The sequence below is a fragment of the Arthrobacter sp. G.S.26 genome, assembly GCF_050847375.1.
Classification (GTDB): domain Bacteria; phylum Actinomycetota; class Actinomycetes; order Actinomycetales; family Micrococcaceae; genus Arthrobacter.
In genome coordinates, this window is sequence record NZ_CP193752.1 from 2,386,136 (window position 1) to 2,407,550 (window position 21,415).

General features: G+C 66.7%; 21 protein-coding genes and 2 tRNA genes. 11 read left to right on the forward strand and 12 right to left on the reverse strand.

Annotated features, from left to right (window positions below; genetic code table 11):
• The first annotated feature begins 19 nt into the window (after positions 1–19).
• On the forward strand, positions 20–946 hold the full coding sequence (locus ACRB8A_RS10865; RefSeq protein WP_432244693.1) for an acyl-CoA thioesterase: 927 nt from the start codon (positions 20–22) through the stop codon (positions 944–946).
• An 87-nt stretch (positions 947–1,033) separates the two neighbouring features.
• Here the strand turns inward: ACRB8A_RS10865 and ettA are convergent, their stop codons facing one another.
• Genes ettA through ssb form a run of 3 tightly spaced genes read right to left on the reverse strand, consistent with a single transcriptional unit; the run spans position 1,034 to position 3,959 of the window.
• Positions 1,034–2,716 (reverse strand): energy-dependent translational throttle protein EttA, encoded by a 1,683-nt coding sequence (gene ettA, locus ACRB8A_RS10870; RefSeq protein WP_050684738.1) that lies wholly within the window; start codon positions 2,714–2,716, stop codon positions 1,034–1,036.
• Between the two features lie 50 nt (positions 2,717–2,766).
• A complete protein-coding gene (locus ACRB8A_RS10875) occupies positions 2,767–3,375 on the reverse strand; it encodes a DUF6993 domain-containing protein (protein ID WP_285240116.1) in 609 nt (202 codons plus the stop codon).
• A gap of 47 nt (positions 3,376–3,422) precedes the next feature.
• On the reverse strand, positions 3,423–3,959 hold the full coding sequence (gene ssb, locus ACRB8A_RS10880; RefSeq protein ID WP_056597792.1) for a single-stranded DNA-binding protein: 537 nt from the start codon (positions 3,957–3,959) through the stop codon (positions 3,423–3,425).
• 215 nt (positions 3,960–4,174) lie between these two features.
• Between ssb and ACRB8A_RS10885 the strand changes: the two genes are divergently transcribed.
• Positions 4,175–4,247: transfer RNA gene (locus ACRB8A_RS10885), tRNA-Arg, on the forward strand.
• A 122-nt stretch (positions 4,248–4,369) separates the two neighbouring features.
• On the opposite strand, the gene ACRB8A_RS10890 is transcribed toward ACRB8A_RS10885, so the two are convergent.
• The 3 genes from ACRB8A_RS10890 to ACRB8A_RS10900 all read right to left on the reverse strand — a co-directional run bounded on the left by ACRB8A_RS10890 (position 4,370) and on the right by ACRB8A_RS10900 (position 7,275).
• Complete coding sequence (locus tag ACRB8A_RS10890; protein ID WP_200933630.1) at positions 4,370–5,338, reverse strand: TM2 domain-containing protein; 969 nt, start codon at positions 5,336–5,338, stop codon at positions 4,370–4,372.
• Between the two features lie 144 nt (positions 5,339–5,482).
• Entirely contained in the window at positions 5,483–5,788 is a 306-nt protein-coding gene (locus ACRB8A_RS10895; protein ID WP_432244694.1) for a hypothetical protein, read from the reverse strand.
• Positions 5,789–6,054: 266 nt separating this feature from the next.
• Positions 6,055–7,275, reverse strand: a complete 1,221-nt coding sequence (locus ACRB8A_RS10900; RefSeq protein WP_056597698.1) for an ROK family protein — start codon at positions 7,273–7,275, stop codon at positions 6,055–6,057.
• 130 nt (positions 7,276–7,405) lie between these two features.
• Here ACRB8A_RS10900 and xylA point away from each other — a divergent pair, with 130 nt between their 5' ends.
• The 3 genes from xylA (at position 7,406) to ACRB8A_RS10915 (ending at position 10,708) form a co-directional block, all read left to right on the forward strand.
• Entirely contained in the window at positions 7,406–8,593 is a 1,188-nt protein-coding gene (xylA, locus tag ACRB8A_RS10905) for a xylose isomerase (RefSeq protein WP_432244695.1), read from the forward strand.
• Between the two features lie 103 nt (positions 8,594–8,696).
• Positions 8,697–10,124, forward strand: coding sequence for a xylulokinase (locus ACRB8A_RS10910; RefSeq protein WP_432244696.1), 1,428 nt, complete (start codon positions 8,697–8,699; stop codon positions 10,122–10,124).
• Between the two features lie 62 nt (positions 10,125–10,186).
• Positions 10,187–10,708 carry a DinB family protein gene (locus tag ACRB8A_RS10915; protein ID WP_432244697.1) on the forward strand — a complete coding sequence of 174 codons (522 nt, stop codon included), beginning with the start codon at positions 10,187–10,189 and terminating at the stop codon, positions 10,706–10,708.
• Positions 10,709–10,765: 57 nt separating this feature from the next.
• Here the strand turns inward: ACRB8A_RS10915 and ACRB8A_RS10920 are convergent, their stop codons facing one another.
• From ACRB8A_RS10920 to ACRB8A_RS10935, 4 genes are all read right to left on the reverse strand, one after another.
• Positions 10,766–11,080 carry an excalibur calcium-binding domain-containing protein gene (locus tag ACRB8A_RS10920; RefSeq protein WP_164468844.1) on the reverse strand — a complete coding sequence of 105 codons (315 nt, stop codon included), beginning with the start codon at positions 11,078–11,080 and terminating at the stop codon, positions 10,766–10,768.
• Positions 11,081–11,207: 127 nt separating this feature from the next.
• A complete protein-coding gene (locus ACRB8A_RS10925) occupies positions 11,208–12,047 on the reverse strand; it encodes a sugar phosphate isomerase/epimerase family protein (protein ID WP_050684745.1) in 840 nt (279 codons plus the stop codon).
• Entirely contained in the window at positions 12,044–13,258 is a 1,215-nt protein-coding gene (locus ACRB8A_RS10930) for a dihydrodipicolinate synthase family protein (RefSeq protein WP_056597687.1), read from the reverse strand. Before ACRB8A_RS10930 ends, ACRB8A_RS10925 begins: the two co-directional genes overlap by 4 nt.
• Positions 13,258–14,427, reverse strand: a complete 1,170-nt coding sequence (locus ACRB8A_RS10935) for a Gfo/Idh/MocA family protein (protein WP_050684747.1) — start codon at positions 14,425–14,427, stop codon at positions 13,258–13,260. Before ACRB8A_RS10935 ends, ACRB8A_RS10930 begins: the two co-directional genes overlap by 1 nt.
• A gap of 176 nt (positions 14,428–14,603) precedes the next feature.
• Here ACRB8A_RS10935 and ACRB8A_RS10940 point away from each other — a divergent pair, with 176 nt between their 5' ends.
• Together ACRB8A_RS10940 and ACRB8A_RS10945 are read left to right on the forward strand one after the other, a co-directional pair.
• Complete coding sequence (locus ACRB8A_RS10940; protein ID WP_432244698.1) at positions 14,604–15,668, forward strand: LacI family DNA-binding transcriptional regulator; 1,065 nt, start codon at positions 14,604–14,606, stop codon at positions 15,666–15,668.
• Positions 15,665–16,405 carry an alpha/beta hydrolase gene (locus ACRB8A_RS10945; RefSeq protein ID WP_432244699.1) on the forward strand — a complete coding sequence of 247 codons (741 nt, stop codon included), beginning with the start codon at positions 15,665–15,667 and terminating at the stop codon, positions 16,403–16,405. Before ACRB8A_RS10940 ends, ACRB8A_RS10945 begins: the two co-directional genes overlap by 4 nt.
• Before the next feature lie 26 nt (positions 16,406–16,431).
• On the opposite strand, the gene ACRB8A_RS10950 is transcribed toward ACRB8A_RS10945, so the two are convergent.
• Positions 16,432–17,328 carry an aldose 1-epimerase family protein gene (locus ACRB8A_RS10950; protein WP_432244700.1) on the reverse strand — a complete coding sequence of 299 codons (897 nt, stop codon included), beginning with the start codon at positions 17,326–17,328 and terminating at the stop codon, positions 16,432–16,434.
• A 102-nt stretch (positions 17,329–17,430) separates the two neighbouring features.
• On the opposite strand from ACRB8A_RS10950, the gene ACRB8A_RS10955 reads away from it, so the two are divergent.
• Positions 17,431–18,147: a DNA alkylation repair protein gene (locus tag ACRB8A_RS10955; protein ID WP_432244701.1), complete on the forward strand. Its 717-nt coding sequence runs from the start codon at positions 17,431–17,433 to the stop codon at positions 18,145–18,147.
• 11 nt (positions 18,148–18,158) lie between these two features.
• On the opposite strand, the gene mptB is transcribed toward ACRB8A_RS10955, so the two are convergent.
• Positions 18,159–19,712, reverse strand: coding sequence for a polyprenol phosphomannose-dependent alpha 1,6 mannosyltransferase MptB (mptB, locus tag ACRB8A_RS10960; RefSeq protein WP_056597676.1), 1,554 nt, complete (start codon positions 19,710–19,712; stop codon positions 18,159–18,161).
• Between the two features lie 166 nt (positions 19,713–19,878).
• On the opposite strand from mptB, the gene orn reads away from it, so the two are divergent.
• From orn to def, 3 genes are all read left to right on the forward strand, one after another.
• The gene (gene orn / locus ACRB8A_RS10965; RefSeq protein ID WP_285240108.1) at positions 19,879–20,499 is read left to right on the forward strand and encodes an oligoribonuclease; all 621 of its coding nucleotides are present in this window, start codon (positions 19,879–19,881) and stop codon (positions 20,497–20,499) included.
• 129 nt (positions 20,500–20,628) lie between these two features.
• A tRNA-His gene (locus ACRB8A_RS10970) sits at positions 20,629–20,701 on the forward strand.
• Between the two features lie 121 nt (positions 20,702–20,822).
• Positions 20,823–21,395 carry a peptide deformylase gene (gene def, locus ACRB8A_RS10975; RefSeq protein ID WP_056597673.1) on the forward strand — a complete coding sequence of 191 codons (573 nt, stop codon included), beginning with the start codon at positions 20,823–20,825 and terminating at the stop codon, positions 21,393–21,395.
• The last annotated feature ends 20 nt before the right edge of the window (positions 21,396–21,415 follow it).

Genomic DNA, 21,415 nt, shown 5'->3' on the forward strand with positions numbered 1-21,415 from the left:
CGCCGTCTAGAGTCGAACCATGACTGAAGCCGAAGCCGGACTGCTGGCGCCACCCAGCGGTGACCCCACCTCATCGCTGATCACCCTTCTGGACCTTGGCCATCTGGAGGGCGCACGGACGGATGAGGATATTTTTCTGGGGCCCTCGCAGCAGCAGCCCCATCAGCGGGTGTTTGGCGGCCAGGTCCTGGCGCAGTCGCTTGTCGCCTCCATCCGGACTGTGGCGGACGGCCGGGCCGTCCATTCCATGCACGGCTACTTCCTGCGGCCCGGCGATGCGAACAAACCCATCACCTTTGGCGTGCAGCGGCTCCGGGACGGCCGGTCCTTCTCCGCACGGCGGGTCCACGCCTACCAGGACGGGGTGCCCATCCTGTCGATGATCGCGTCCTTCCAGGTGGAGGACGAAGGAGTGGAGCACGCATCCGCCATGCCCGAAGGCATCCCGGACCCGGAGTCCCTGCCCAGCACCGCGGACCTGCTGGGCGGTTTTGATCATCCCGTGGCCCGGCACTGGGCCTACGAGCGGCCGTTCGACATCCGCCACGTGGACCCGCCGCTGTACGTGTCGGCGAAGGGTGAGCGTGCGGCCACGAATGCTGTCTGGATGAAGACGTTCGGGCCCATGCCGGACGATCCCAACCTGCACCGGGCCGCCCTGGCCTACGCCAGCGACTACACCCTGCTTGAGTCCATCCTGCGGCGCCACGGGCTGAGCTGGATCACACCCGGCATGAACGTGGCCAGCCTGGACCACGCCATGTGGTGGCACCGGCCCGCCCGCGTTGATGAATGGCTGCTCTACGTCCAGGAGTCACCCAGCGCGCACGGTGCGCGCGGCCTGGCCACGGGGAAGATCTTCAACCGGGCCGGGGAACATGTTGCGTCCGTGGCCCAGGAAGGCATGGTCCGGGTTCCGTCCGAAGCCGCCCGGCCCGGTCAATAGCGCGCGTCCCGGTTTAACGCCGAAGGACGGCACCCCTTCCGGGGGCCGTCCTTCGGTGGTTCAGCGGTGCTGTCTGCCGCGGGCTGATCAGTCGCGGGTCAGGCGGCGGTGGGTCACCCGGTGCGGCTTGGCCGCGTCAGGTCCCAGCCGCTCCACTTTGTTCTCCTCGTAGGACTCGAAGTTGCCCTCGAACCAGTACCACTTGGAGGGGTTCTCCTCGTCACCTTCGTAGGCCAGGATGTGGGTGGCCACCCGGTCCAGGAACCAGCGGTCGTGCGATACCACCACGGCGCAGCCGGGGAATTCGAGCAGCGCGTTTTCGAGGCTGCTGAGGGTTTCGACGTCGAGGTCGTTGGTGGGCTCATCGAGGAGGAGCAGGTTTCCGCCCTGCTTGAGCGTCAGGGCCAGGTTCAGCCGGTTGCGCTCACCGCCGGAGAGGACGCCGGCCTTCTTCTGCTGGTCCGGGCCCTTGAAACCGAAAGCGGCGACGTAGGCGCGGGACGGCATTTCGACGTGGCCCACCTGGATGTAGTCGAGTCCGTCGGAGACGACTTCCCACAGGGTTTTGTTGGGGTCGATGCCGCCGCGGCTCTGGTCAGCGTAGGAGATCTTGACCGAGTCGCCGATCTTCAGTTCGCCGCCGTCGAGCGGTTCCAGCCCGACGATGGTTTTGAACAGTGTGGACTTGCCCACCCCGTTGGGGCCGATGACACCCACGATGCCGTTGCGGGGCAGCGTGAAGGACAGCCCATCGATCAGGACGCGGTCATCGAAGCCCTTCTGGAGGTTCTTGGCCTCCAGGACCAGGCCACCCAGGCGCGGGCCCGGCGGGATCTGGATTTCCTCGAAGTCGAGTTTGCGGGTCCGGTCAGCCTCGGCTGCCATCTCCTCGTAGCGTGCCAGGCGGGCTTTGGACTTGGTCTGGCGGCCCTTGGCGTTGGAGCGGACCCACTCGAGTTCCTCGGTGAGGCGCTTGGCCTGCTTGGCGTCCTTTTTGCCCTGGACTTCCAGGCGGGCGCGCTTCTTCTCCAGGTACGTGGAGTAGTTGCCTTCGTACGGGTACAGGTGGCCGCGGTCCACTTCGGCGATCCACTGGGCCACGTGGTCCAGGAAGTACCGGTCGTGGGTTACGGCCAGGACTGCGCCGGCGTAGGACGAAAGGTGCTGTTCGAGCCAGAGCACGCTCTCGGCGTCGAGGTGGTTGGTGGGCTCGTCGAGGAGGAGCAGGTCCGGCTTTTGCAGGAGGAGCTTGCAGAGGGCCACGCGACGGCGCTCACCACCGGAGAGGGTGGTGACGTCCGCATCGGCAGGCGGGCAGCGGAGCGCATCCATGGCCTGCTCCAGCTGGGAGTCGAGGTCCCACGCGTCGGCGGCGTCGATGGCTTCCTGCAGCTGGCCCATCTCTTCGAGGAGGACATCGTAGTCAGCGTCGGGGCTGGCCATCTCTTCGGAGATTTCGTTGAAGCGTTGAATTTTGCCGTAGATCTCGCCGACGCCTTCCTGGACATTGCCCAGGACAGTCTTTTCCTCATTGAGCGGCGGTTCCTGCAGCAGGATCCCCACGGTGTAGCCGGCGCTGAGCCGGGCCTCGCCGTTGGAGGGGGTGTCCAGTCCGGCCATGATTTTCAGGATGGTGGACTTACCGGCACCGTTCGGGCCCACGACACCGATCTTGGCGCCAGGGAAGAAAGACATGCTTACGTCGTCGAGAATGAGTTTTTCGCCAACAGCCTTGCGGGCCTTGGTCATTGTGTAGATAAATTCCGCCATGCTTCCAAATCTACTGGGTTGGCGGGCATAACTTCCATTTACGGCCGGGATCAGGACCCGGCGAAGCACTTCCCGCTGGCCAGTACCGGCAGGACGGTAACGGTGACGGCGCCCTCGCGGACCTGGCCGATGATGCAATCCGTGCCCTGCAGGACGGCGGCTTCGATGGAGTCGGCTGCCAGACCCGTGGGGGTCCGGCTCTGGGACACCTCCAGGACCCCCGGGGCGACGCCGGATCCGGTCAAGGCGTCCGTGACCTGCTCGGTGGCCGGCTTGGGTGCCGCGGCTGCCAGTCTCACCAGGGCGTCCGTGACTGACTGCTTTACGGCATCGGTTGCGGCTGCTGCCTGCGCGGAACCGGACGGGGACGCGGCTGGTGTGCCGGCCTGTGGCGACTGCGCCGAAGCGGACTGCGATGAGGTTGGCGCTTCCGGGGAACCTGTTTGCGGGGAACCGGTTTGCGCCGCTTCCGCGAGGGAACTGTCGATCGGCGGGGTGCCAACGGTGGCGCCGCCGGCACAGCCCGAAAGCACCGCGGCAACTACAGCGAGGGTGACGGCTGTCCGGGTCCGGCCTGGCTTGTTGGCCGTTTCCGAACGTGGGTCTCGTCCGTGGACTCCGGTGTGGTTGGTCTGCCGGAGGGAAGGATTGAGCCGCATTCTGACATTCTGCCACGGCAGCGCTGCCGGCCCTGGCGGGTCCCAGGTCAGGGGCGGTTGTCGACGAGTTCCCCCGTCTGCAGATCGAGGCTGGAGAGGCCGCCGTCGGTGTCCTCAATGAGCACCGACGGATCTGCGGCGTTGGTGGCCCCATCCCTATCCGCAGGGCCCGGCGGGTCCGACTCGTCGTCCGGCGGTGCCTGCTCCATCAGGGACAGAACGGGCCTGCCGGAGTTTTTGCTGAAGTTCGCCGTACCGTGCCTCAGATCCTGGCCGATGGCCTCGGCATCGATTTCGACTGCGTAATAGGTGCGTCCTTCGTATTCCCAGTCGCGGATCTTCAGTTTGCCGACGACGATCACGGGCTGGCCCTTCCGTAGGCTGCACGCGACGTTTCCCGCCATCTGCCGGTAGGCCTGGACCTCATACCAGTTGGTTTGGCTGTCCACCCAGGTTTGGCTGGGCTCGTCGAACCTGCGGACGCTCGAGGCCATGCGGAACGTGGCGGTGGCGAATCCACCGGTTGTGGTGGAACTTTTGACGTCCGTGGCCACATAGCCCCGGACGGTGATGGAATCGATCATGGTCCTGTCCTGTCTCATTTGGTGGTGCCTGGTGCAGACAACACCAGCATCGCGGCGGAGCCCCGGCAGGGCGATGCCATGAGCCGCCTATGTGGACAACCAGCGTTGCTGGCCCGGTGTGGAGGACAAGTCGGGCCGTGGAACGGGGCCGCTGCAACCCGCCCCTCGGCAATGTAAACTTTTTCAGGCGCCGGAAGTTTCATCCGAACGCCAACGCCCCAGTAGCTCAGGGGATAGAGCAGCGGCCTTCTAATCCGCCGGTCGGGGGTTCGATTCCCTCCTGGGGCACACACGAAGCGGCCGGGCCTGCACAAGCGCAGGTCCGGGCCGCTTCGAACCCGGGGCGGTTGCTGCGAATGGCGCACTGCGCTTCTGTTCGAGCACTTGGTGTCGAGGACCTGCTCGCCGGCTTACGCGAGGCTGTCCGCCGCCGCCGAGCCGGGGGCTACGGACCAGTCGCCGTCCGAAATGATGCGGACGTAACCAGGAGTGGTCAGCCTGACCGTTTCGGAGAACCTGCCTTCGGTGTCCACCGGAAGTTCGGACATATCATCAGCTCCAAAGCCTTCGACCAGGAAGCGGCCATCGCCGTGGTGGGTGACTGTGGCCTCGTTGGACTCTGTCCCGAAATACAGGACGGTGTCGCCGTGGCCTTCGACGGGCCCGTCAACGGCGGAAACTTCCGACAAATCCCTTACCGTCAGGGCCCACGAACCCGTGGCGGTGACCTCGAACTCATCGGTTGTTGAGCCTGCGAATATATCCACCAGGTGCTCGCCAAAATACGGACCCTGCGTATCCACCAGCACTCCGTCCAGGCCGTTGGTTCTTACAACGGTGGCGCCCGTGCAGTCATTGCATTGGAACGACACCAGAGCCGGTAAACCATCCAGGTCCAGCGTCTGGACGCTGTCATCGCCGGTTCCGGTGACTGTCTGGGTGGCCACCGCAGTGAAGCGTCCCAGCGGGCCCTGGGTGGGCACTGCAAGGCTTCCCCTGGGCGCAGTTTCGGTATCTTTGACCCCTGTTGGGTGGGATCCGGCAAGATTGAGGCCGCCCAGCGCCACAGCAACTGTGACAGCCGCCAGGGCCACAGCGTTCAGGGCGCAGAGAACACCCGTCAAAATGAACGCCAGCACCTTGTTGTTCTGATAGCCCATCAGAGTTTTACCGGTGGCGTCGGTTTGTTTGTTGGCCAGCACCAGCACGATGTCCACCAGCGTCCAGATTCCCAGTCCGCCCAACGTCAGCAACTTCGCAATGCCAGTTCCGGTTCTGCCGAGATAAAAACGGTCAACGCCAAAGCCGCCCAGGAACAGGGCAAAAAGCCAGGTAGCGACGAAGGACTTCCTGCCACCGTCCCGCTCGTGGACTTGCACGGGATGCGGGCCCAAAGCCCCATACCCCTGTTGGTGTAACTGGCTCAAAGACAGTCCCCTCCGGCGCCGCCGCCTACCCCAATAAACCCGGCGTGGAAAACCACACTGACTGGATAATAACGCCACGAGCGCGATTCGCTCTGCCTACCGAACGGTAAACGGCACCAAGCGCTCGGCGCAGGACACACGTCCGAGGGTCAGTACACCGGCTGCCGCGCGGTTGTTCACCCCGGTGTCGTCGCACCAATCCACATTATTCGGATAAGCGGACACAAGCCCCTCACCAGCCGCGACTCCGGCAGGAACCTCAAAACGATAGGTAAAACTGCCCGCATCCGCCATGGGGGCCGTGTCCTTCAGGACCTCAACGCCGGCCGCGTCGATGACACTGATAGCCACTTGGGCATTATCGCCATAGCGCGGATCGCAGCCGGCGTCCAGGGCCGCCACAACGACGGTCTCCCCCCGCCGAGGCCATGGAAGGTGTCACCGTATACTCAGGCGGCATGCATGGGGGCGGCTTGCCCCAGGTGTTGCTGCAACCGGCGGATCCACCCATCAGGACCACGCCGATGGCCGCCAGAACCACTGACTTGTTGCGGCTGGGCAAGCACCGCTGCAATATGCACCCCATCGGGCAAGTATGTGTCGCCTTCACAGGAAAAAGAGGCTACGCTGCAGGTTTGTGCCCGGATTGTTGCGCGATCCAACCCCTGCTAGGCCTGCAGCAGATGCGGAGCCTCAACCAGCGAGCGCACCACGCTCCCGGCCGCGCCGAGCAGCGCGCCCGGATCCCCCACGGCGGTAACGGTGAGCTGGCCGGGGGTGAACTTGCCCGGCGCGTACTTTTCCAGGCTGGCCAGGAGCGGTGCGCGCAGCCACTGGTCGAGGACCGCGAAATGCCCACCCAGCACCACGGAACCAACGTTCACCACCCGCGCGGTGGATGCGAGCGCCACACCGAGGGCCCGGCCTGCCCGGTCCACGGCGGCCCGGGCGCCAGGGTCGCCCGAGTCAAGAGCTGACAACAGGGCTGCGAGCGCGGCTGACCGTGTTACCGGCAGGCCAGCCATTCCGGCCGCAGCAAAGATGGCGTCCTGGCCCGCCACCGTCTCCAGGCAGCCGGTTCCCCCGCAGGAGCACCGGGTGCCGCCGGGGTCCACCACCACGTGGCCCACCTCGCCGGCATGGCCCGCCGGCCCGGTGAACAACTCGGCGCCGATCACCAGTCCGCCACCCACGCCCACCTCGCCCGAAACAAACAGGAAGTCAGCATCGCCGGCAGGTCGGCGCGCAATCTCCGCCAGGGCAGCGGCATTGGCTTCGTTGAACAGCGCCACGCCCAGCGGCGACCCCGGCAGCAGCGCAGCAAGGTCCAGCGGCACGCCTTCCCAGCCCAGGTTGGGGGCGGCCAGCACCATGGACCGTGCCGGATCCACAAGCCCAGGCACCGCCAGCCCGCCGCCCACGATCTGGATGCCCCGCCCGGTTGCTTCAACACGGAGGCTTGCCGCGAGCGCGGCCAGGGCAGCCACCACGGGACCCGGCTCGCTGTCCCTGTTATCCCGCTCCCTTACCTCGCGCAGCAGCAAGGTTCCGGACAGGTCCGTCACCCCGGCCGCGATGTAGTCCACGTTGATTTCCATCCCCATGACGGCCCGGGCGGGATTAAGTTCAAGTCCGACGCCGGGCCGGCCGCGTTCGCCCTGCGGGTTCAGTCCGGTTTCGCGGACCAGGCCGGCGTCCAGGAGCGCAACCACGAGACTGGAAACCGACGCCTTGGTCAACCCGGTGGTAGCGGCCACGTGGGCGCGGGTGAGGTGGACGCCGGCAGGCTGCCGGGCAATCCTGCCCATCACCAGGGCCAGGTTGCTCCTGCGGACGTCGCCCATGTTGCCTGGCACGGCAAGGGCGGCGGCCTGCGCAGGCATCGCCATCGGGTCCCCCTCTCGGAAAAATTCCTGGCCGGCAATCTGCCGGAACTGTTGACCCAACCCTACGTCGGCTCATATAGTTCAGGCAATGAACTAATCGTCGCGCACCGCGGCCCGACTGCAAGGATGCATCATGGCTCTCTCCCCCACTCCCGATGACAAGTTCACTTTCGGCCTCTGGACCGTCGGCTGGACCGGCGCCGATCCCTTCGGTGTGGCCACCCGCGATGCACTGGACCCCGTGGAGGCGGTGCACCGCCTCAGCGACCTGGGCGCCTACGGCATCACGTTCCACGACAACGACCTGGTTCCCTTCGACGCCACAGCATCGGAGAAGGACCTGATCCTCAAGAACTTCAAGGCAGCCCTGGCCGAGACGGGCCTGAAGGTGCCCATGGTCACTACCAACCTGTTCAGCCACCCCGTCTTCAAGGACGGCGGTTTCACCTCCAACGACCGCTCCATCCGCCGGTTCGCGCTCAGCAAGGTACTGCGCAACATCGACTCCGCAGCAGAGTTCGGCGCCGAGACCTTCGTGATGTGGGGCGGCCGCGAGGGCAGCGAATACGACGGTTCCAAGGACCTCTCAGCAGCCCTGGACCGAATGAAGGAAGGCGTGGACACGGCCGCCGCCTACATCAAGGACAAGGGCTACAACCTCCGCATCGCCCTGGAACCGAAGCCCAACGAACCACGCGGCGACATCTTCCTGCCCACCGTGGGCCACGGCCTGGCGTTCATCGCCCAGCTGGAACACGGCGACATTGTGGGCCTGAACCCGGAGACCGGCCACGAACAGATGGCCGGCCTGAACTTCACGCACGGCATCGCGCAGGCCCTGTGGGCGGGCAAACTCTTCCACATCGACCTCAACGGCCAGCGCGGCATCAAGTACGACCAGGACCTCGTGTTTGGCCACGGCGACCTGACCAGCGCTTTCTTCACCGTTGACCTGCTGGAGAACGGCTTCCCCAACGGCGGCGCCACGTACGACGGCCCCCGCCACTTCGACTACAAGCCCTCCCGCACCGACGGCTACGACGGCGTCTGGGAGTCCGCAAAGGCCAACATGGCCACCTACCTGCTGCTCAAGGAGCGTGCCCTGGCGTTCCGCGCCGACCCGCAGGTCCAGGAAGCCCTGGCAACGTCCGGCGTCTTTGAACTCGGCGAGTCCACCCTCGCCGTCGGCGAAACCACGGCGGACCTGCTGGCAGACACCACGGCATTCGAGTCCTTCGACGCCGACAAGGCCGCCGAGCGCTCGTTCGCGTTTGTCCGCCTCAACCAGCTGGCCATCGAGCACCTGCTCAACGCCCGCTGACCCGCCGCGCACTCCGCGCCACCTGGCACCCAACAATGCGCCGCCGTCGGGCTTTCCAACAGAAGGGAAAGCCCGACGGCGGCGTACGCACCTAAGGAATCCCATGGCCCTCGTTGCCGGCATCGACAGTTCCACCCAGTCCTGCAAGGTGGTGATCCGCGACGCGGGCACCGGCGCGCTGGTCCGCCAGGGCCGGGCCACCCATCCTGACGGCTCCGAGGTGCATCCGGACCGCTGGTGGGACGCACTTCAGGAAGCCATCGGCCAGGCCGGCGGGCTCGACGATGTGGCGGCGCTTTCGGTGGGCGGCCAGCAACACGGCATGGTGGTCCTGGACAGGGGCGGGAACGTCATCCGCCCGGCCCTGCTCTGGAATGACACCCGCAGTGCCCCTGCCGCCGCGGAACTCATCAAAAACGCGGGCGACGGCGATCCCGCCTCGGGTGCCAGCTACTGGGCCGGGGCAACGGGCACCGTCCCGGTCGCCTCCCTGACGCTGACCAAGCTCCACTGGCTGGCGGCCAACGAACCGGAGAACGCCGCAAAAGTGGCCGCCGTGTGCCTGCCGCACGACTGGCTGAGCTGGCGGCTTGCCGGCCACGGCCCCGTGGAGCACGGCGAAGCCAACCTGGGAGCACTCACCACCGACCGGTCCGATGCGTCCGGGACCGGCTACTACTCCACTGCCACTGACTCATACCTGCCCGACGTCATTAGAGCGTCCCTGGGCCACGTCCCGATCCTGCCCAAGGTTGTGGGCCCGCTCGAGGCCGCAGCAACAACTCCGGCCGGTGCCCTGATCGGCCCGGGCGCTGGAGACAACGCCGCGGCCGCGCTGGGTGTTGGCGCCACCGTGGGCGACGTGGTGCTCTCCCTGGGCACGTCCGGAACCGTCTTCGCCGTCTCCGCCACGCCGGCTGCCGACGCCACCGGCCTGGTGGCCGGCTTTGCCGACGCCACCGGGAACTACCTGCCCCTGGCCTGCACCCTCAACGCCACCCGCATCTTCGACGCCACCGCCGCGCTGCTGGACGTCAGCCTCGGGGAACTCAACGGCCTTGCCCTGTCGGCCGGCTCCGGCGCCGGCGGGCTGACCCTGGTTCCCTACTTCGATGGCGAGCGCACCCCCAACCTGCCGGACGCCACCGGCTCCCTCCACGGCATCACCCGCGCCAACTACTCACCGGCCAACCTGGCGCGCGCCGCCGTCGAAGGCGTGGTGGCGTCCCTGGCCGATGGCCTCGCAGCACTTCAAGCCCAGGGCGTGCAGGCTGCCCGGATCATCCTGGTGGGCGGCGGGGCGCAATCCACAGCCGTCCGGGAGGCCGCATCCGCCCTGATCGGATTGCCCACCCTGGTGCCCCGTCCCGGCGAATACGTTGCCGACGGCGCCGCCCGGCAGGCCGCCGCCGTCCTCACCGGACAGTTCCCCACTTGGGAACTCGACGCCGAGGAGGCGCAGCCCGCCAGCCCTGCCCCTGAGGTCCTGGCCCGCTACCGCAGCTACGCGGCCCTGCACTTCCCCGCGTAGGCTGTCGTCGGATCGGGACAACGGCGGCAATGCCCGCGGCCCGGTCTGGCATACTTCGGATCATGCCCGCCCGCGATCAGCAGCCTGCCACCCCTGAGACCAGCATCAATTCCCCGGAACGCCTCCAATTCGAGGCTTTCCTCAATGAGCACCGGCTGGCCCTCAACGCGTGCCTCGACGGGCTGACGGAAGAACAGGCCCGGCGCCGGCTGGTCGCCTCCCGGACCACACTGCTGGGGCTGGTCAAGCACGTGACGTTTGTCGAGCGGGTCTGGTTCGATGAGGCCATCACGGCGCGCCCCAGAATGGAGATCGGCATCCCGGACTCGCCTGACGAATCGTTCATCCTTGCCCCGGAGGACTCCATCGCCTCCGTCCGGGAACTGCACCGGCAAGCCTGCGCCGCGTCCGCCGAGGCCACCGCAGCCCTGGACCTCACGGACCTGCTGCCCGGCAACCGCCGCGGACCACTCCCCCTCCGCTGGGTGTACCTGCACATGATCCGCGAACTGGCCCGGCACTGCGGCCACGCGGACATCCTGCGCGAACAGATCCTCGCTGCGGACACCAACCACCCATCCTGACAACGCAGTCCGGCCCGCCCCGCCGAAGCGGAACGGGCCGGAAGCCAGCGCCTTGCCTTAGCGCTTTTCGCAGGCGATGCCGTCGTTGTCGCGGTCAAGGTCGTATTCGCCCTTGTACCGCGCCGCGCCGTCGTTGTAGCTGTAAACGGTGCTGTTGACGCGGAACGTGGTGACCGGCTTGCCGCTGGTCTTGTCCCGGGCGCCGGAGCGGCCCACACCGTGCGGATAAACCTTATTCAGCTCCGTACAGTTTTTGTACGACTTCGGCGCGGCGGCCGAGGCCGGAACGGCCGTTGAGCCCAGGACGATGACGGTACCCGCCAGGGACGCAATAATCAGGTTTTTCAGGCGCACGTACGTGGACTCCCCCATAAAATGCCCCGGCCGCCAGCCGGCGGGGCAGGAAAATAGTAACCCGCCGCCGCCCCGTCGGCTGCTTCCGGTTGGTAACGCGGACCCGCGCCGTGACGCAACGCGGGCCCGCGATCCTTGCACCAGGTCAGGCGTACGGGAGGACCAGCTCGGCGTAGCGCTCCTTGACCGTGGACAGGACGGTGTTGCCGTCGGTGTCCCAGATCTCCTGGTTGAAGATTTCCACCTCGATGTCGCCGGTGTAGCCGGCGTCGCGCACCCAGGTGCCGATCGTGGCGAAGTCCACCACACCGTCGCCCATGTATCCACGCGAGAGCAGCGGGTCTGCGGCGATGGGCATGTTGAAGTCGCACACCTGGTAGGAGGCGATCCGGTTTTCCCGGCCGGCGCGCGCAATCTGGGCCTTCAGTTCCGGATCCCACCAGACATGGAAGGTGTCGACGGCGACCCCCACCTCGGCGGCGGCAAAGGGCGCTGCGAGGTCCAGGGCCTGGCCCAGGGTGGAAATCAGGGCACGGTCCGCGGCGTACATCGGGTGCAGCGGTTCAAGGACCAGCCGGACGCCGTTTTCGGCGGCGAAGGGCACCAGGTCTGCGAGGCGGTCGGCGACGCGCCCGCGGGCGGCCACAACGTCCTTCTCTCCCGGAGCCAGGCCACCCACCACCAGGAACAGCTCCCTGGTGTCCAGGGCCACTGCTTCAAGGATGGCGGCGCGGTTGTCGGCGAGGGCAGCTGCCTGCCCCTCGGCGTCGGGCGCTGTCAGGAAACCGCCGCGGCACAGGGAGGAGACCCGCAGGCCCGCGTCCTTGATCAGGCGCGCGGCCTTGTCCAGGCCGGCCTCCTCCACCCGGTCCCGCCAAGGGCCGATCGAGGGGATGCCGGCGTTGACGCAGCCTTCAACTACCTGTGCCAGCGTCCACTTCTTGGTGGTGGCACTGTTGATGGCGAGGCGGGAGAAGTCGCTCATACCCCCACCCCGTTGATCCGCAGGTAGTCGGACATCCGGAAGGCGGCCAGGGCCGGATCCTTCAGGAGTCCGGCCTGGTCGGCCAGTTCAAACGTCCGTGACAGGTGCGCTACCGAGCGGCCCGAGTGCAGGCCGCCCACCATCTGGAAGCCAGGCTGCTTGCCGTTGAGCCAGGACATAAACGCGATCCCGGTCTTGTAGTAGAACGTGGGGGCGCTGAAGATGTGCTTGCCCAGCTCACGGGTGGAGTCCAGGATTTCCCGCGCCTTGGCGGGGTTGCCCGCTTCGTAGTGCTGCAGCGCAACCGAGGCGGCCGGGTAGATGGCCGCGAAGATGCCCAGCAAGGCGTCCGAATGGTGGGTTCCGTCGCCGTCGATCAGTTCCGGATAGTTGAAGTCATCGCCGGTGTAGAGCCGGACGCCTTCAGGCAGGGCGGCCCGCAGGGCCACCTCGTGGCTGGCGTCGAGGAGGGAGACCTTAACGCCGTCCACCTTGGCGGCGTTGTCCTTGATGAGTCCCAGGAAGGTTTCGGTGGCAGCTGCCACGTCATCCGAACCCCAATACCCGGCCAGCGCGGGATCAAACATGGTGCCCAGCCAGTGCAGGATGACGGGCTGGTCAACTTCCTGCAGCAGGGTGCTGTAGACCTTCAAGTAGTCCTCGGGACCTGTGGCCACCTGGGCCAGGGCCCGCGAGGCCATCAGGATGATCTTGGGTCCGGCCTCCGAGACAACGGCGATCTGCTCGCGGTACGCCTCGAGGACTGCTTTCAGGCCGGCCTCGCCGGTGGGCAGGGTGGCCACGTCCAGCTGGTCCGTACCCGCACCGCAGGAGACGAGGTCGCGAACGGACTTCCCTGCAGTCGCGGCGTTGTTGCCGGCCACGACCGAGGCGGCTTCGACGCCGGTGCGCTTGATGAGCTGCTGGGTAGCGGCCCAGTCCAGGCCCATGCCCCGCTGGGCAGTGTCCATGGCATCGGCGACGCCCAGGCCGTAGGACCAGAGCTCGTGCCGGTAGGCCAGGGTGGCGTCCCAGTCCAGCCGGGCCGGGGCGCCGGGTGTGTTGTCAGCGGAAACTTCGGGGATGACGTGTGCCGCGGCGTAAGCGCGGCGGGCTGTCAGGGGGGCCGTGGGCCGGGCCCAGCTGGTGTTGCCCCGCAGCCGGTATTCCCGGGTGCCGCCGTCGTTGGAGGGAAGGATAAGTGAAGTCATCAGAGGGTGATCTCCGGGATGTCGATGGTGCGGCGTTCGTCGTTGGACTGCAGGCCGAGTTCTGCCAGCTGCACGCCACGGGCTGCGGAAAGCAGGCCAAAGCGGTGTTCGCGGCCGGCGACGACGTCGCGCAGGAACTCTTCCCACTGCAGCTTGAAGCCGTTGTCGAGTTCGGCGTTGGCGGGAACTTCCTGCCACTGGTCGCGGAAGGATTCCGTAACGGGCAGGTCGGGGTTCCAGACCGGCTTGGGAGTGTGGGCGCGCTGCTGTGCAACACACTTGTTCAGGCCGGCGACGGCGGAGCCATGGGTGCCGTCGATCTGGAATTCCACCAGTTCGTCGCGGTAGACGCGGACGGCCCAGGAGGAGTTGATCTGGCCCACGACGGCGTCGCCGGCAGGGGTCTCGAGCTCGAAGATGCCGTAGGAGGCGTCGTCGGCCGTGGCCTTGTATTCCTTGCCGGCCTCGTCCCAGCGGGCAGGGATGTGGGTGGCGGTCTTGGCGCTGACGCTCTTGACCTTGCCGATGATGCCTTCGAGCACGTAGTTCCAGTGGCAGAACATGTCCGTGGTCATTCCGCCGCCGTCTTCCTTGCGGTAGTTCCAGGACGGGCGCTGCGCAGCCTGCACGTCGCCTTCGAAGACCCAGTAGCCGAATTCGCCGCGGATGGAGAGGATGCGGCCGAAGAAGCCTTCATCCACCAGGCGGCGGAGCTTGACCAGCCCGGGGAGGTACAGCTTGTCGTGGACAACGCCTGCGGTGACGCCGGCGTCCTTGCCGATGCGGGCCAGCTCGATGGCTTCCTCGAGGGTTTCGGCGGTGGGCTTCTCCGTGAAGATGTGCTTGCCGGCCAGCATCGCCTTCTTAAGGGTGGCGGCGCGCAGGCTGGTCATGGACGCGTCGAAGATAACGTCGACGGTGGGGTCGTTGATGACCGAGTCCAGGTCGGTGGTCCATTCGGAGACCTTGTGCAGCTCGGCGAGTTCACGGATTTTTGCTTCGTTGCGGCCCACCAGGATGGGTTCCACCTGGACGCGGGTGCCGTCTTCGAGGGTGAAGCCGCCGGCGTCGCGGATGGGAAGGATGGAGCGCAGCAGGTGCTGGCGGTAACCCATCCGGCCGGTGATGCCGTTCATGGCGATGCGGATGGTTTTTGTTTCGAAGCCCATGTGTCCTCCACGGTGAGTGAGCAGTGTTACTCAAGCTGATTGGGAAAGCGCATTCCCACTGCTTCAATGATGCACCGGAAAGGACAGGGTTGGCAAGCGCTTTCCGCAAAGAACTTCCCCTGCCATACTGGGGGAACTGTTATTTGGCCCACTTTTTACGTTGACCAGGAGATGTTGTGGCTGCTAGTACCCTGACCGAAGTGGCCCGGCTTGCCGGGGTATCGCCTGCCACGGCGTCCCGTGTATTGAACGGCTCTGCCCGCACCCCCGGGCCCGATATCGCCCAGCGGGTCCGCCAGGCAGCGGACTCCCTGGGTTACATTCCCAACGCGCAGGCCCAGGGCCTGGCGAAGTCCAGTTCGGGCCTGATCGGGCTGATTGTCCATGACATCGCCGATCCTTACTTCGCGGCGATTGCCCGGGGCGTCCAGGACGCGGCCCGGGAACAGCGCCGCATGGTCCTGCTCGCCACAACAGGCGGGGCACCGGCCGAGGAGAAGGAAGCCGTGGCGGCGTTTGCGGCCCGGCGCGCCGACTCGATCGTCATCGCGGGCTCCCGCTCCGCCCGCAGCGAGGATCTGCAGGACAACGCCGAACTGGCCGCGGAGCTGGACAGGTACTGCCGCAACGGCGGCCAGGTGGCTGTGGTGGGCCATCCCGTTGTTGGCGCGTCGGCCAGCGAGGGATACCACGTGGTGGCCGTCCCCAACGAGGAGCTTGCCCAATCGCTGGCGGCCAGCCTGGCCGAGGGCCGCGATTGCGATTTTGTGGTGATTGGCGGACCTGAGGGACTGTTCACCTCCGATGACAGGATCCGCGGCTTCCAGGCAGGCCTGGAGCGGGCCGGCCGGCCGGCTGCGGAACTGGTGCGGAGCGCCTTCAACCGCTCCGGTGGTTACGAGGCCGGGCTGGCGCTGGCCCAACGGCTCAAGGCGGCCGGCCCCGCCCGGCGGCCGCTTTGCATCTTCGCCGTCAACGACGTGATGGCCATCGGCGCCACGGCCGCGCTGCGCGCCGAAGGCCTGCGGATCCCCCGCGATGCCACCATCGCCGGGTTTGATGACATCGAGACGCTTCGTGACTTCCGCCCGGCGCTTTCAACGGTGCGGTTGCCGCTCGAAGACATCGGCCGCCTGGCCACCCGGGCCACCGCCCGCGGCGCGGCCGAACACCCGGATGAGGCCGGCCCACCCATCACGGGAGCCGTGACCCTGCGGCGCAGTACCGAGGCCGGGGCATGAGCGGCGGGCCTGTTGCGGGCCTGAGCGTGGTGCCCGCCGGGGCTGAAGGACCCAGGCCGGCCGTGCTGGTGCTCCCGGGCGGCGGCTATGCCCGCCAGGCGGATCACGAGGCCGAGCCGGTCGCCGAGTGGCTGGCGTCCCTGGGAATCCACGCGTTTGTGCTGCGCTACCGGGTGGCGCCGGACAGGCATCCGGCTCCCCTGATGGACGCCAAGGAAGCCATGCTTTACATCCGCAGCGGCGCCCACGGGCTGTACCTGGAACCAGGCCGGGTTGGCGTGCTGGGCTTCTCAGCCGGCGGGCACCTCGCTGCCACCCTGTCCACGGGTGTGGCCACGGGCAGTTCCCGGCTGGACGTGGATGCCAGCGTGCCGGACCGGACTGTCCTGTGCTATCCCGTGGTGTCCTACACCGCTGAAGTACACCAGGGCTCGGTGGATAACCTCCTGGGCGACGCGCCGCCGTCGGACCTCCTGGCCGAAGTCTCCGCAGAGCAACAGGTGGGCGCGGACACGCCGCCGGCGTTTGTCTGGCACACCGCCGACGACGCCGCCGTGCCCGTCAGCCACAGCCTGGGTTATGCAGGCGCCCTTATGGCCGCCGGCGTCCCGGCAGAACTGCATGTTTTCCCGAACGGCCGGCACGGGCTGGGGCTGGCCGGCGGCGAAGCGGGCCCGGACCAGTGGCCTGCCTTGTGCGCCGCGTGGCTGCAGCGCGCGGGCTGGGCCCTGTCCTGAAGCCGTGACCGGAGGCCTGTCCGGCCTTAGCCGAGGGCCCTGATGGCCCAGGCCGCGGTGTGGGTGTCACCCGGCTGGAGGTGGATCAGGTCAGTCCCTGAGTTGAAGGCATCCGGCGGGCAGGTCATGGGTTCCACGGCGAGGCCCAGCCGGTCCGGCTTGGCCGGTTTGTCGCCGGTGTGGATCTGCACCCAGGCCCACTCTGCACCCCATTCGAGCTCCACCCCGGTTCCGGAGGGATCGTGCACCCTGACGCGCGCCGTTTTCGAGTCATCGCTGGTGATGCCCGTGAATGCGTGGTCGATTTTTACCGTACCGAGCCGGCGCTCTGCGCGGAAATCGAAGCTGCCGCCCGCCACCTGCTTCATTCCCACCGGCAGCAGCCTGTCCGGCGTCACCGCAAGGTACTCCGAGGCCGGCAGTTCCAGGGTCCATTCGTCCAGCGGCGCCGGCCCTGCCACCAGGTAGGGGTGCGGGCACACGCCGTATGGCCCGGCCGTCCCGCCGGTGTTGGCGGCCCGGACGGAGCAGTGCAGGCCGTCGGCCGCCAGCGTGTAGCTGACTTCCAGGTCCAGGTCCGCAGGGTAGTCCGGACCCGCCTCGACGGTGCAGCCCAGGGTGACGGAGGAGTTGGTCGTCTCGCGCACGTCCCACACCTGGTCCGTCGCAAGCCCATGCAGTGCTGCGCCGCGCTCCGGTTCGTTGATCCCAGCCTGGAACGCCGTGCCGGCGTACTCGTAGGCGCCGTCCGCCAGGCGGTTGGGCCACGGGGCGCAGATGACGCCCCGGTAGTCGGGAATCCTGCCCCCGGCCCCGAAGCCCACCACCAGGTCCCGGCCGTTGTGCTGCAGCTCCCGGAGGGCGCCCCCGCGTGAAGTGACCACCGCAGAGTAGGGCCCCATGGCGATGCTGGTTTCGGTCATGCGTCCTCCGGTTCGACAATATTGTTAGCGCTAAACAGCGTAGCCCAGATCCTGCCGGCGGGCACCGCCCGCAAAAGGGCCGGTGCTGGCTACAGTAGCCTCATGGACATTCCGGACCCCGTCAATCGGGAACTGATCTCGGCCATCCGATCGGCCCTGGCGGACCACGCCGACCCGGGGCGGGCCGCCGGTGCCCAGGCCTATATGAAGTCGGAGCTCCCGTCGCTGGGCGTCCGCGTTCCCGATGTCCGCCGGATCGCAGCGGACGCCGCGGCCGGGCTGCCCTTTGAATCTGCGGATCAGCTTCTGGCCACGGTGCTGGAGCTGTGGCGCACCTCCACCGTGCGGGAGGAACGCTACGCGGCCATCGACCTGACGGACAACCGGATGGTGGCCCGGGATCTGCACATGCTTCCCGTTTATGAGGAGATCATCCGCACCGGCGCGTGGTGGGACTTTGTGGATGGTGTGGCCGAGAGGATCTGTGGACTGCTGCAGGCCCATCGGGATGAGATGACTGCGGTGATTCTGGCCTGGAGCACTGACCCCGATTTCTGGATCCGGCGATCGGCCATTCTGTCGCAGCTGAAGGCAAAGACTGCCACGGACACCCGGCTGTTGGCGCAGGTTATTGTGCCGAACCTGGCGGATGGGGAATTCTTCATCCGCAAGGCCATCGGGTGGTCCCTGCGCGAATACGGCAAGACGGCGCCGGGCTGGGTCCGGGGCTTCGTGGCGGAGAACTCAGCTTCCCTCAGCCAGCTCTCGCGCCGTGAAGCGTTACGGCGGCTGCCAGGACCTTCAAGCGGCCCGGCCTGATGCCTGGCGGCTCAGATGACTGGGCGTTCCACCACGGGATCGCCGGCCTTGCGGAACAGTGAGCGCGTCCGTGGGTCCCAAAAGACCAGGTACAGGGCAAACAGGACCCCGGTGACCGCCGCAGCCACCCGCGCAAGGAGCAGGGCGAAGCCAACATCACCTGTCTGCAGGTAGGGGAAAACTTCCAGCTGGTCGGAGTTGGCGTAGATGATGAAGAAGGACACCACAAAGTAGAGGGCCTTGACCTGCCAGTCGTTCCGGATCCCGGTGACGGCAAATAGCGGGATCAGCCAGACCACATACCAGGACTGGATGATCGGCGAGAGCAGCACCACGGCAGCGAACGCCAGCGTGAGCCGGCGCATCAACCGGTCGTAGTCCCCTTTGAGAATCAGCCAGCCGGCGATGCCTACGGCCAGGAGTTTGCCGGCGTTGGCCACCACCGCCGAGAGCAGGGCGCCGTCCAGTCCGAAAGCGCTGCCGAGGGAGCCCACCACCATGCCGATCAGCCCCACCGGCGCGTACCAGATGGAGATGCTGCCGGGAGCGGACAGCCCGTTGATCCAGCCGAAGCCAAAGCCGTTAACAAGGCTCATGAGGACCAGCAGTGCCAGGCTGAGCCCGGCCGTCAGCGCCCAGAAACCGATCTTCCGCAGCCAGCCGGCGTCCCGGCCGGCCCAGAGCAGGCCAACGAACGGCAGGAACACAATGGTGATGGGTTTGACCGCGATGGAGAGGGTCACCAGGACGATGCCGCGGACCACCCGCCGGGTGGCCGCGTAGTACAGGCCTGCCAGGGCCAGGCCGATCATCAGTGAATCATTGTGGACGCTGGCGATGAAGTTGGTGAGGAACAGCGGGTTCGCGGCCGTCAGCCAGAGAGCCCGGTGGGGGTTCACACCATGCAGTTCGGCCAGCTTGGGGACATAAATGACGCAGAGCACCACGCCGGCCAGGGCCACCAGCCGGAACAGCATCACGCTGGCTTCGGGATGGACATTGGTGGACCACACCACGAACTGTTCGATCCAGAGGAACAGTTGACCGTAGGGAACCGGCGCCTCCGTCCACATCTTGTCCGCCCCGAGCTGGAAATAGTTGGAGAGGGCTGAGATCCCGTTCCGGTAGGGGTTGAAGCCCTCCACCATCAGCCGCCCCTGGCCGATGTAGGCGTAGACGTCCCGGCTGAACAGCGGCACGCTGAACATCATGGGCAGGCTCCAGGCCCCGATCGCGGTCAGCGTCGCCCGACGGGCCCGCGGACCCCAGACGCGCACACGCTGCCCCAGCCTCAGCCAGGCCCGGACCAGCAGCATGCCGCCCACGGCCAGCAGCACAATGGAAAGCGCGACGCCGACGGCCTCGGCCCGCATCCAGATGAACAGCGGGACGCGGCGCAGCTCAGAGACGGGGGCCAGCCAGCCGACGCCCAGGGAGCCGATGAACATAAACAGCGAACCGACGAAGCCGGCAAGGATCGGGGAGCTGGGATTGTCCACCTCCGGGCCGGCCGCTCCGGCAGGGGCGGCCGCCTTCTCCCCCGTCGCGGGCATAGGCGCCGTCATCTTCAGGATCGTCCAATCTTTTGCTGTCCGCTGTTGCGTCCGCGCTTGGGCTGACCGGCGCGGCGCCGGGCAGTCCCGGGCGCGTTACTGCGGCAGCAGTGCAGGCCGCGTACCCGAAATCCTAGCACCGGCGTCCGGGTTGAAGGTGAAACGGTAGGCTGGTCCGGTGCCTATTTCTAACGAACGAATCGTCTGGATCGACTGCGAAATGACAGGTCTGGATATCGAAAACGATGCCCTGATCGAAGTCGCCGCGCTGGTCACCGATTCAGAACTGAACATCCTTGGCGACGGGGTGGATGTGGTCATCAAACCCGATGACGCAGCCCTGGCCCAGATGAATGATTTTGTCCGGGACATGCATACGACGTCGGGCCTCCTGAAGGAACTCCCGGCGGGCAAGACCATGGCCGAGGCCGAGGCCGCCGTTATGGCCTACATCTCCGAGTGGGTGCCGGACCCCCGCAAAGCGCCGCTGGGCGGCAACTCCGTGGGAACCGACCGGGTGTTCCTGTCCCGCGACATGCCCGCCGTTGTGGAGCACCTGCACTACCGGGTCATTGACGTCAGCACCATCAAGGAACTGTCCCGCCGCTGGTTTGCCCGGGCGTACTTCCAGTCCCCCGCCAAAAAAGGCGGCCACCGGGCGCTCGGTGACATCATCGACTCCATCGACGAACTCCGCTACTACCGGGAGGCCGTTTTTGTGCCCGCCCCGGGGCCTGACAGTGCCACGGCCAAGTCGATTGCCCGCCGGGTCACCGCCGCGGAGCACAACGAGGCGTAATTTCCGCCACGTTTTGCGGTTTTTTTGCCAAAAACAGCAAAAGTGGTGAAAGCACCCCCGAACAGCAGGTAAGCTATTTGAGTTGCCTTTCGAGGGAGCCGGTCAGCCGGTAAACCTGCGGGGCACATGGTGGGCTTAGCTCAGTTGGCAGAGCGCCTGGTTGTGGTCCAGGAGGTCGCGGGTTCAACCCCCGTAGCTCACCCGCACAGGATGGTCGTGGACCTTCCAAGAAGGAGGCCGTACCGGATACCCGGTGCGGCCTCCTTTGTTTGTTTCCTGCCCGGGCGAACCGGCCGGGGCCGCACGTCGAAGGACCGCTGAAGATGACTGTTCTGCCAATCACCATCTGGGGAGAGCCCGTACTCCATCGCCGGGCAGCCGAAGTGGAGGAGTTCGACGACGCGCTCCGCACCCTTATTGCCGACATGTTCGAAACGAACGACGCCGCCAATGGCGTGGGGCTGGCGGCACCCCAGGTGGGTGTGGGTAAACGGCTTTTCGTCTACAAATACGCCAACGACGACGGCGCTCCCGCCACCGCAGCCCTGGTCAATCCCGTCCTGACGCTCTCCAAGATCTCCGGTGCAGTCCCCGATCCGGATGAGGAGGAAGAGGGCTGCCTGTCCTTCCCGGGTGAGCAGTATCCGCTCAAGCGCGCCGACTGGGCGCGCGTGGAAGCCTTCGACGGATATGGCCAGCCGGTCGAGTTTGAGGCAACCGGCTGGTTTGCCCGGGTCATCCAGCATGAATTCGACCATCTCGACGGCAAGCTGTACGTCAACCGCCTGCTGGACCGTTATGGCCGCAAGGCAATGAAGCAGGCGAAAAAGCACGGCTGGGGCGTTCCAGGGCTGACGTGGCTCCCCGGCGTCGACCCGGACCCGTTCGGGCACTGACCCCACAGGGCAACGGCCAG

Excerpts from the sequence above, each read along its gene's own strand:
- ACRB8A_RS10865 (WP_432244693.1), top strand. The coding sequence starts at position 20 with ATGACTGAAGCCGAAGCCGGACTGCTGGCGCCACCCAGCGGTGACCCC.
- ettA (WP_050684738.1), bottom strand. The coding sequence starts at position 2,716 with ATGGCGGAATTTATCTACACAATGACCAAGGCCCGCAAGGCTGTTGGC.
- ACRB8A_RS10875 (WP_285240116.1), bottom strand. The coding sequence starts at position 3,375 with ATGCGGCTCAATCCTTCCCTCCGGCAGACCAACCACACCGGAGTCCAC.
- ssb (WP_056597792.1), bottom strand. The coding sequence starts at position 3,959 with ATGATCGATTCCATCACCGTCCGGGGCTATGTGGCCACGGACGTCAAA.
- ACRB8A_RS10900 (WP_056597698.1), bottom strand. The coding sequence starts at position 7,275 with ATGGCGATGCCTGCGCAGGCCGCCGCCCTTGCCGTGCCAGGCAACATG.
- xylA (WP_432244695.1), top strand. The coding sequence starts at position 7,406 with ATGGCTCTCTCCCCCACTCCCGATGACAAGTTCACTTTCGGCCTCTGG.
- ACRB8A_RS10910 (WP_432244696.1), top strand. The coding sequence starts at position 8,697 with ATGGCCCTCGTTGCCGGCATCGACAGTTCCACCCAGTCCTGCAAGGTG.
- ACRB8A_RS10915 (WP_432244697.1), top strand. The coding sequence starts at position 10,187 with ATGCCCGCCCGCGATCAGCAGCCTGCCACCCCTGAGACCAGCATCAAT.
- ACRB8A_RS10920 (WP_164468844.1), bottom strand. The coding sequence starts at position 11,080 with ATGGGGGAGTCCACGTACGTGCGCCTGAAAAACCTGATTATTGCGTCC.
- ACRB8A_RS10925 (WP_050684745.1), bottom strand. The coding sequence starts at position 12,047 with ATGAGCGACTTCTCCCGCCTCGCCATCAACAGTGCCACCACCAAGAAG.
- ACRB8A_RS10930 (WP_056597687.1), bottom strand. The coding sequence starts at position 13,258 with ATGACTTCACTTATCCTTCCCTCCAACGACGGCGGCACCCGGGAATAC.
- ACRB8A_RS10935 (WP_050684747.1), bottom strand. The coding sequence starts at position 14,427 with ATGGGCTTCGAAACAAAAACCATCCGCATCGCCATGAACGGCATCACC.
- ACRB8A_RS10945 (WP_432244699.1), top strand. The coding sequence starts at position 15,665 with ATGAGCGGCGGGCCTGTTGCGGGCCTGAGCGTGGTGCCCGCCGGGGCT.
- ACRB8A_RS10950 (WP_432244700.1), bottom strand. The coding sequence starts at position 17,328 with ATGACCGAAACCAGCATCGCCATGGGGCCCTACTCTGCGGTGGTCACT.
- ACRB8A_RS10955 (WP_432244701.1), top strand. The coding sequence starts at position 17,431 with ATGGACATTCCGGACCCCGTCAATCGGGAACTGATCTCGGCCATCCGA.
- mptB (WP_056597676.1), bottom strand. The coding sequence starts at position 19,712 with ATGACGGCGCCTATGCCCGCGACGGGGGAGAAGGCGGCCGCCCCTGCC.
- def (WP_056597673.1), top strand. The coding sequence starts at position 20,823 with ATGACTGTTCTGCCAATCACCATCTGGGGAGAGCCCGTACTCCATCGC.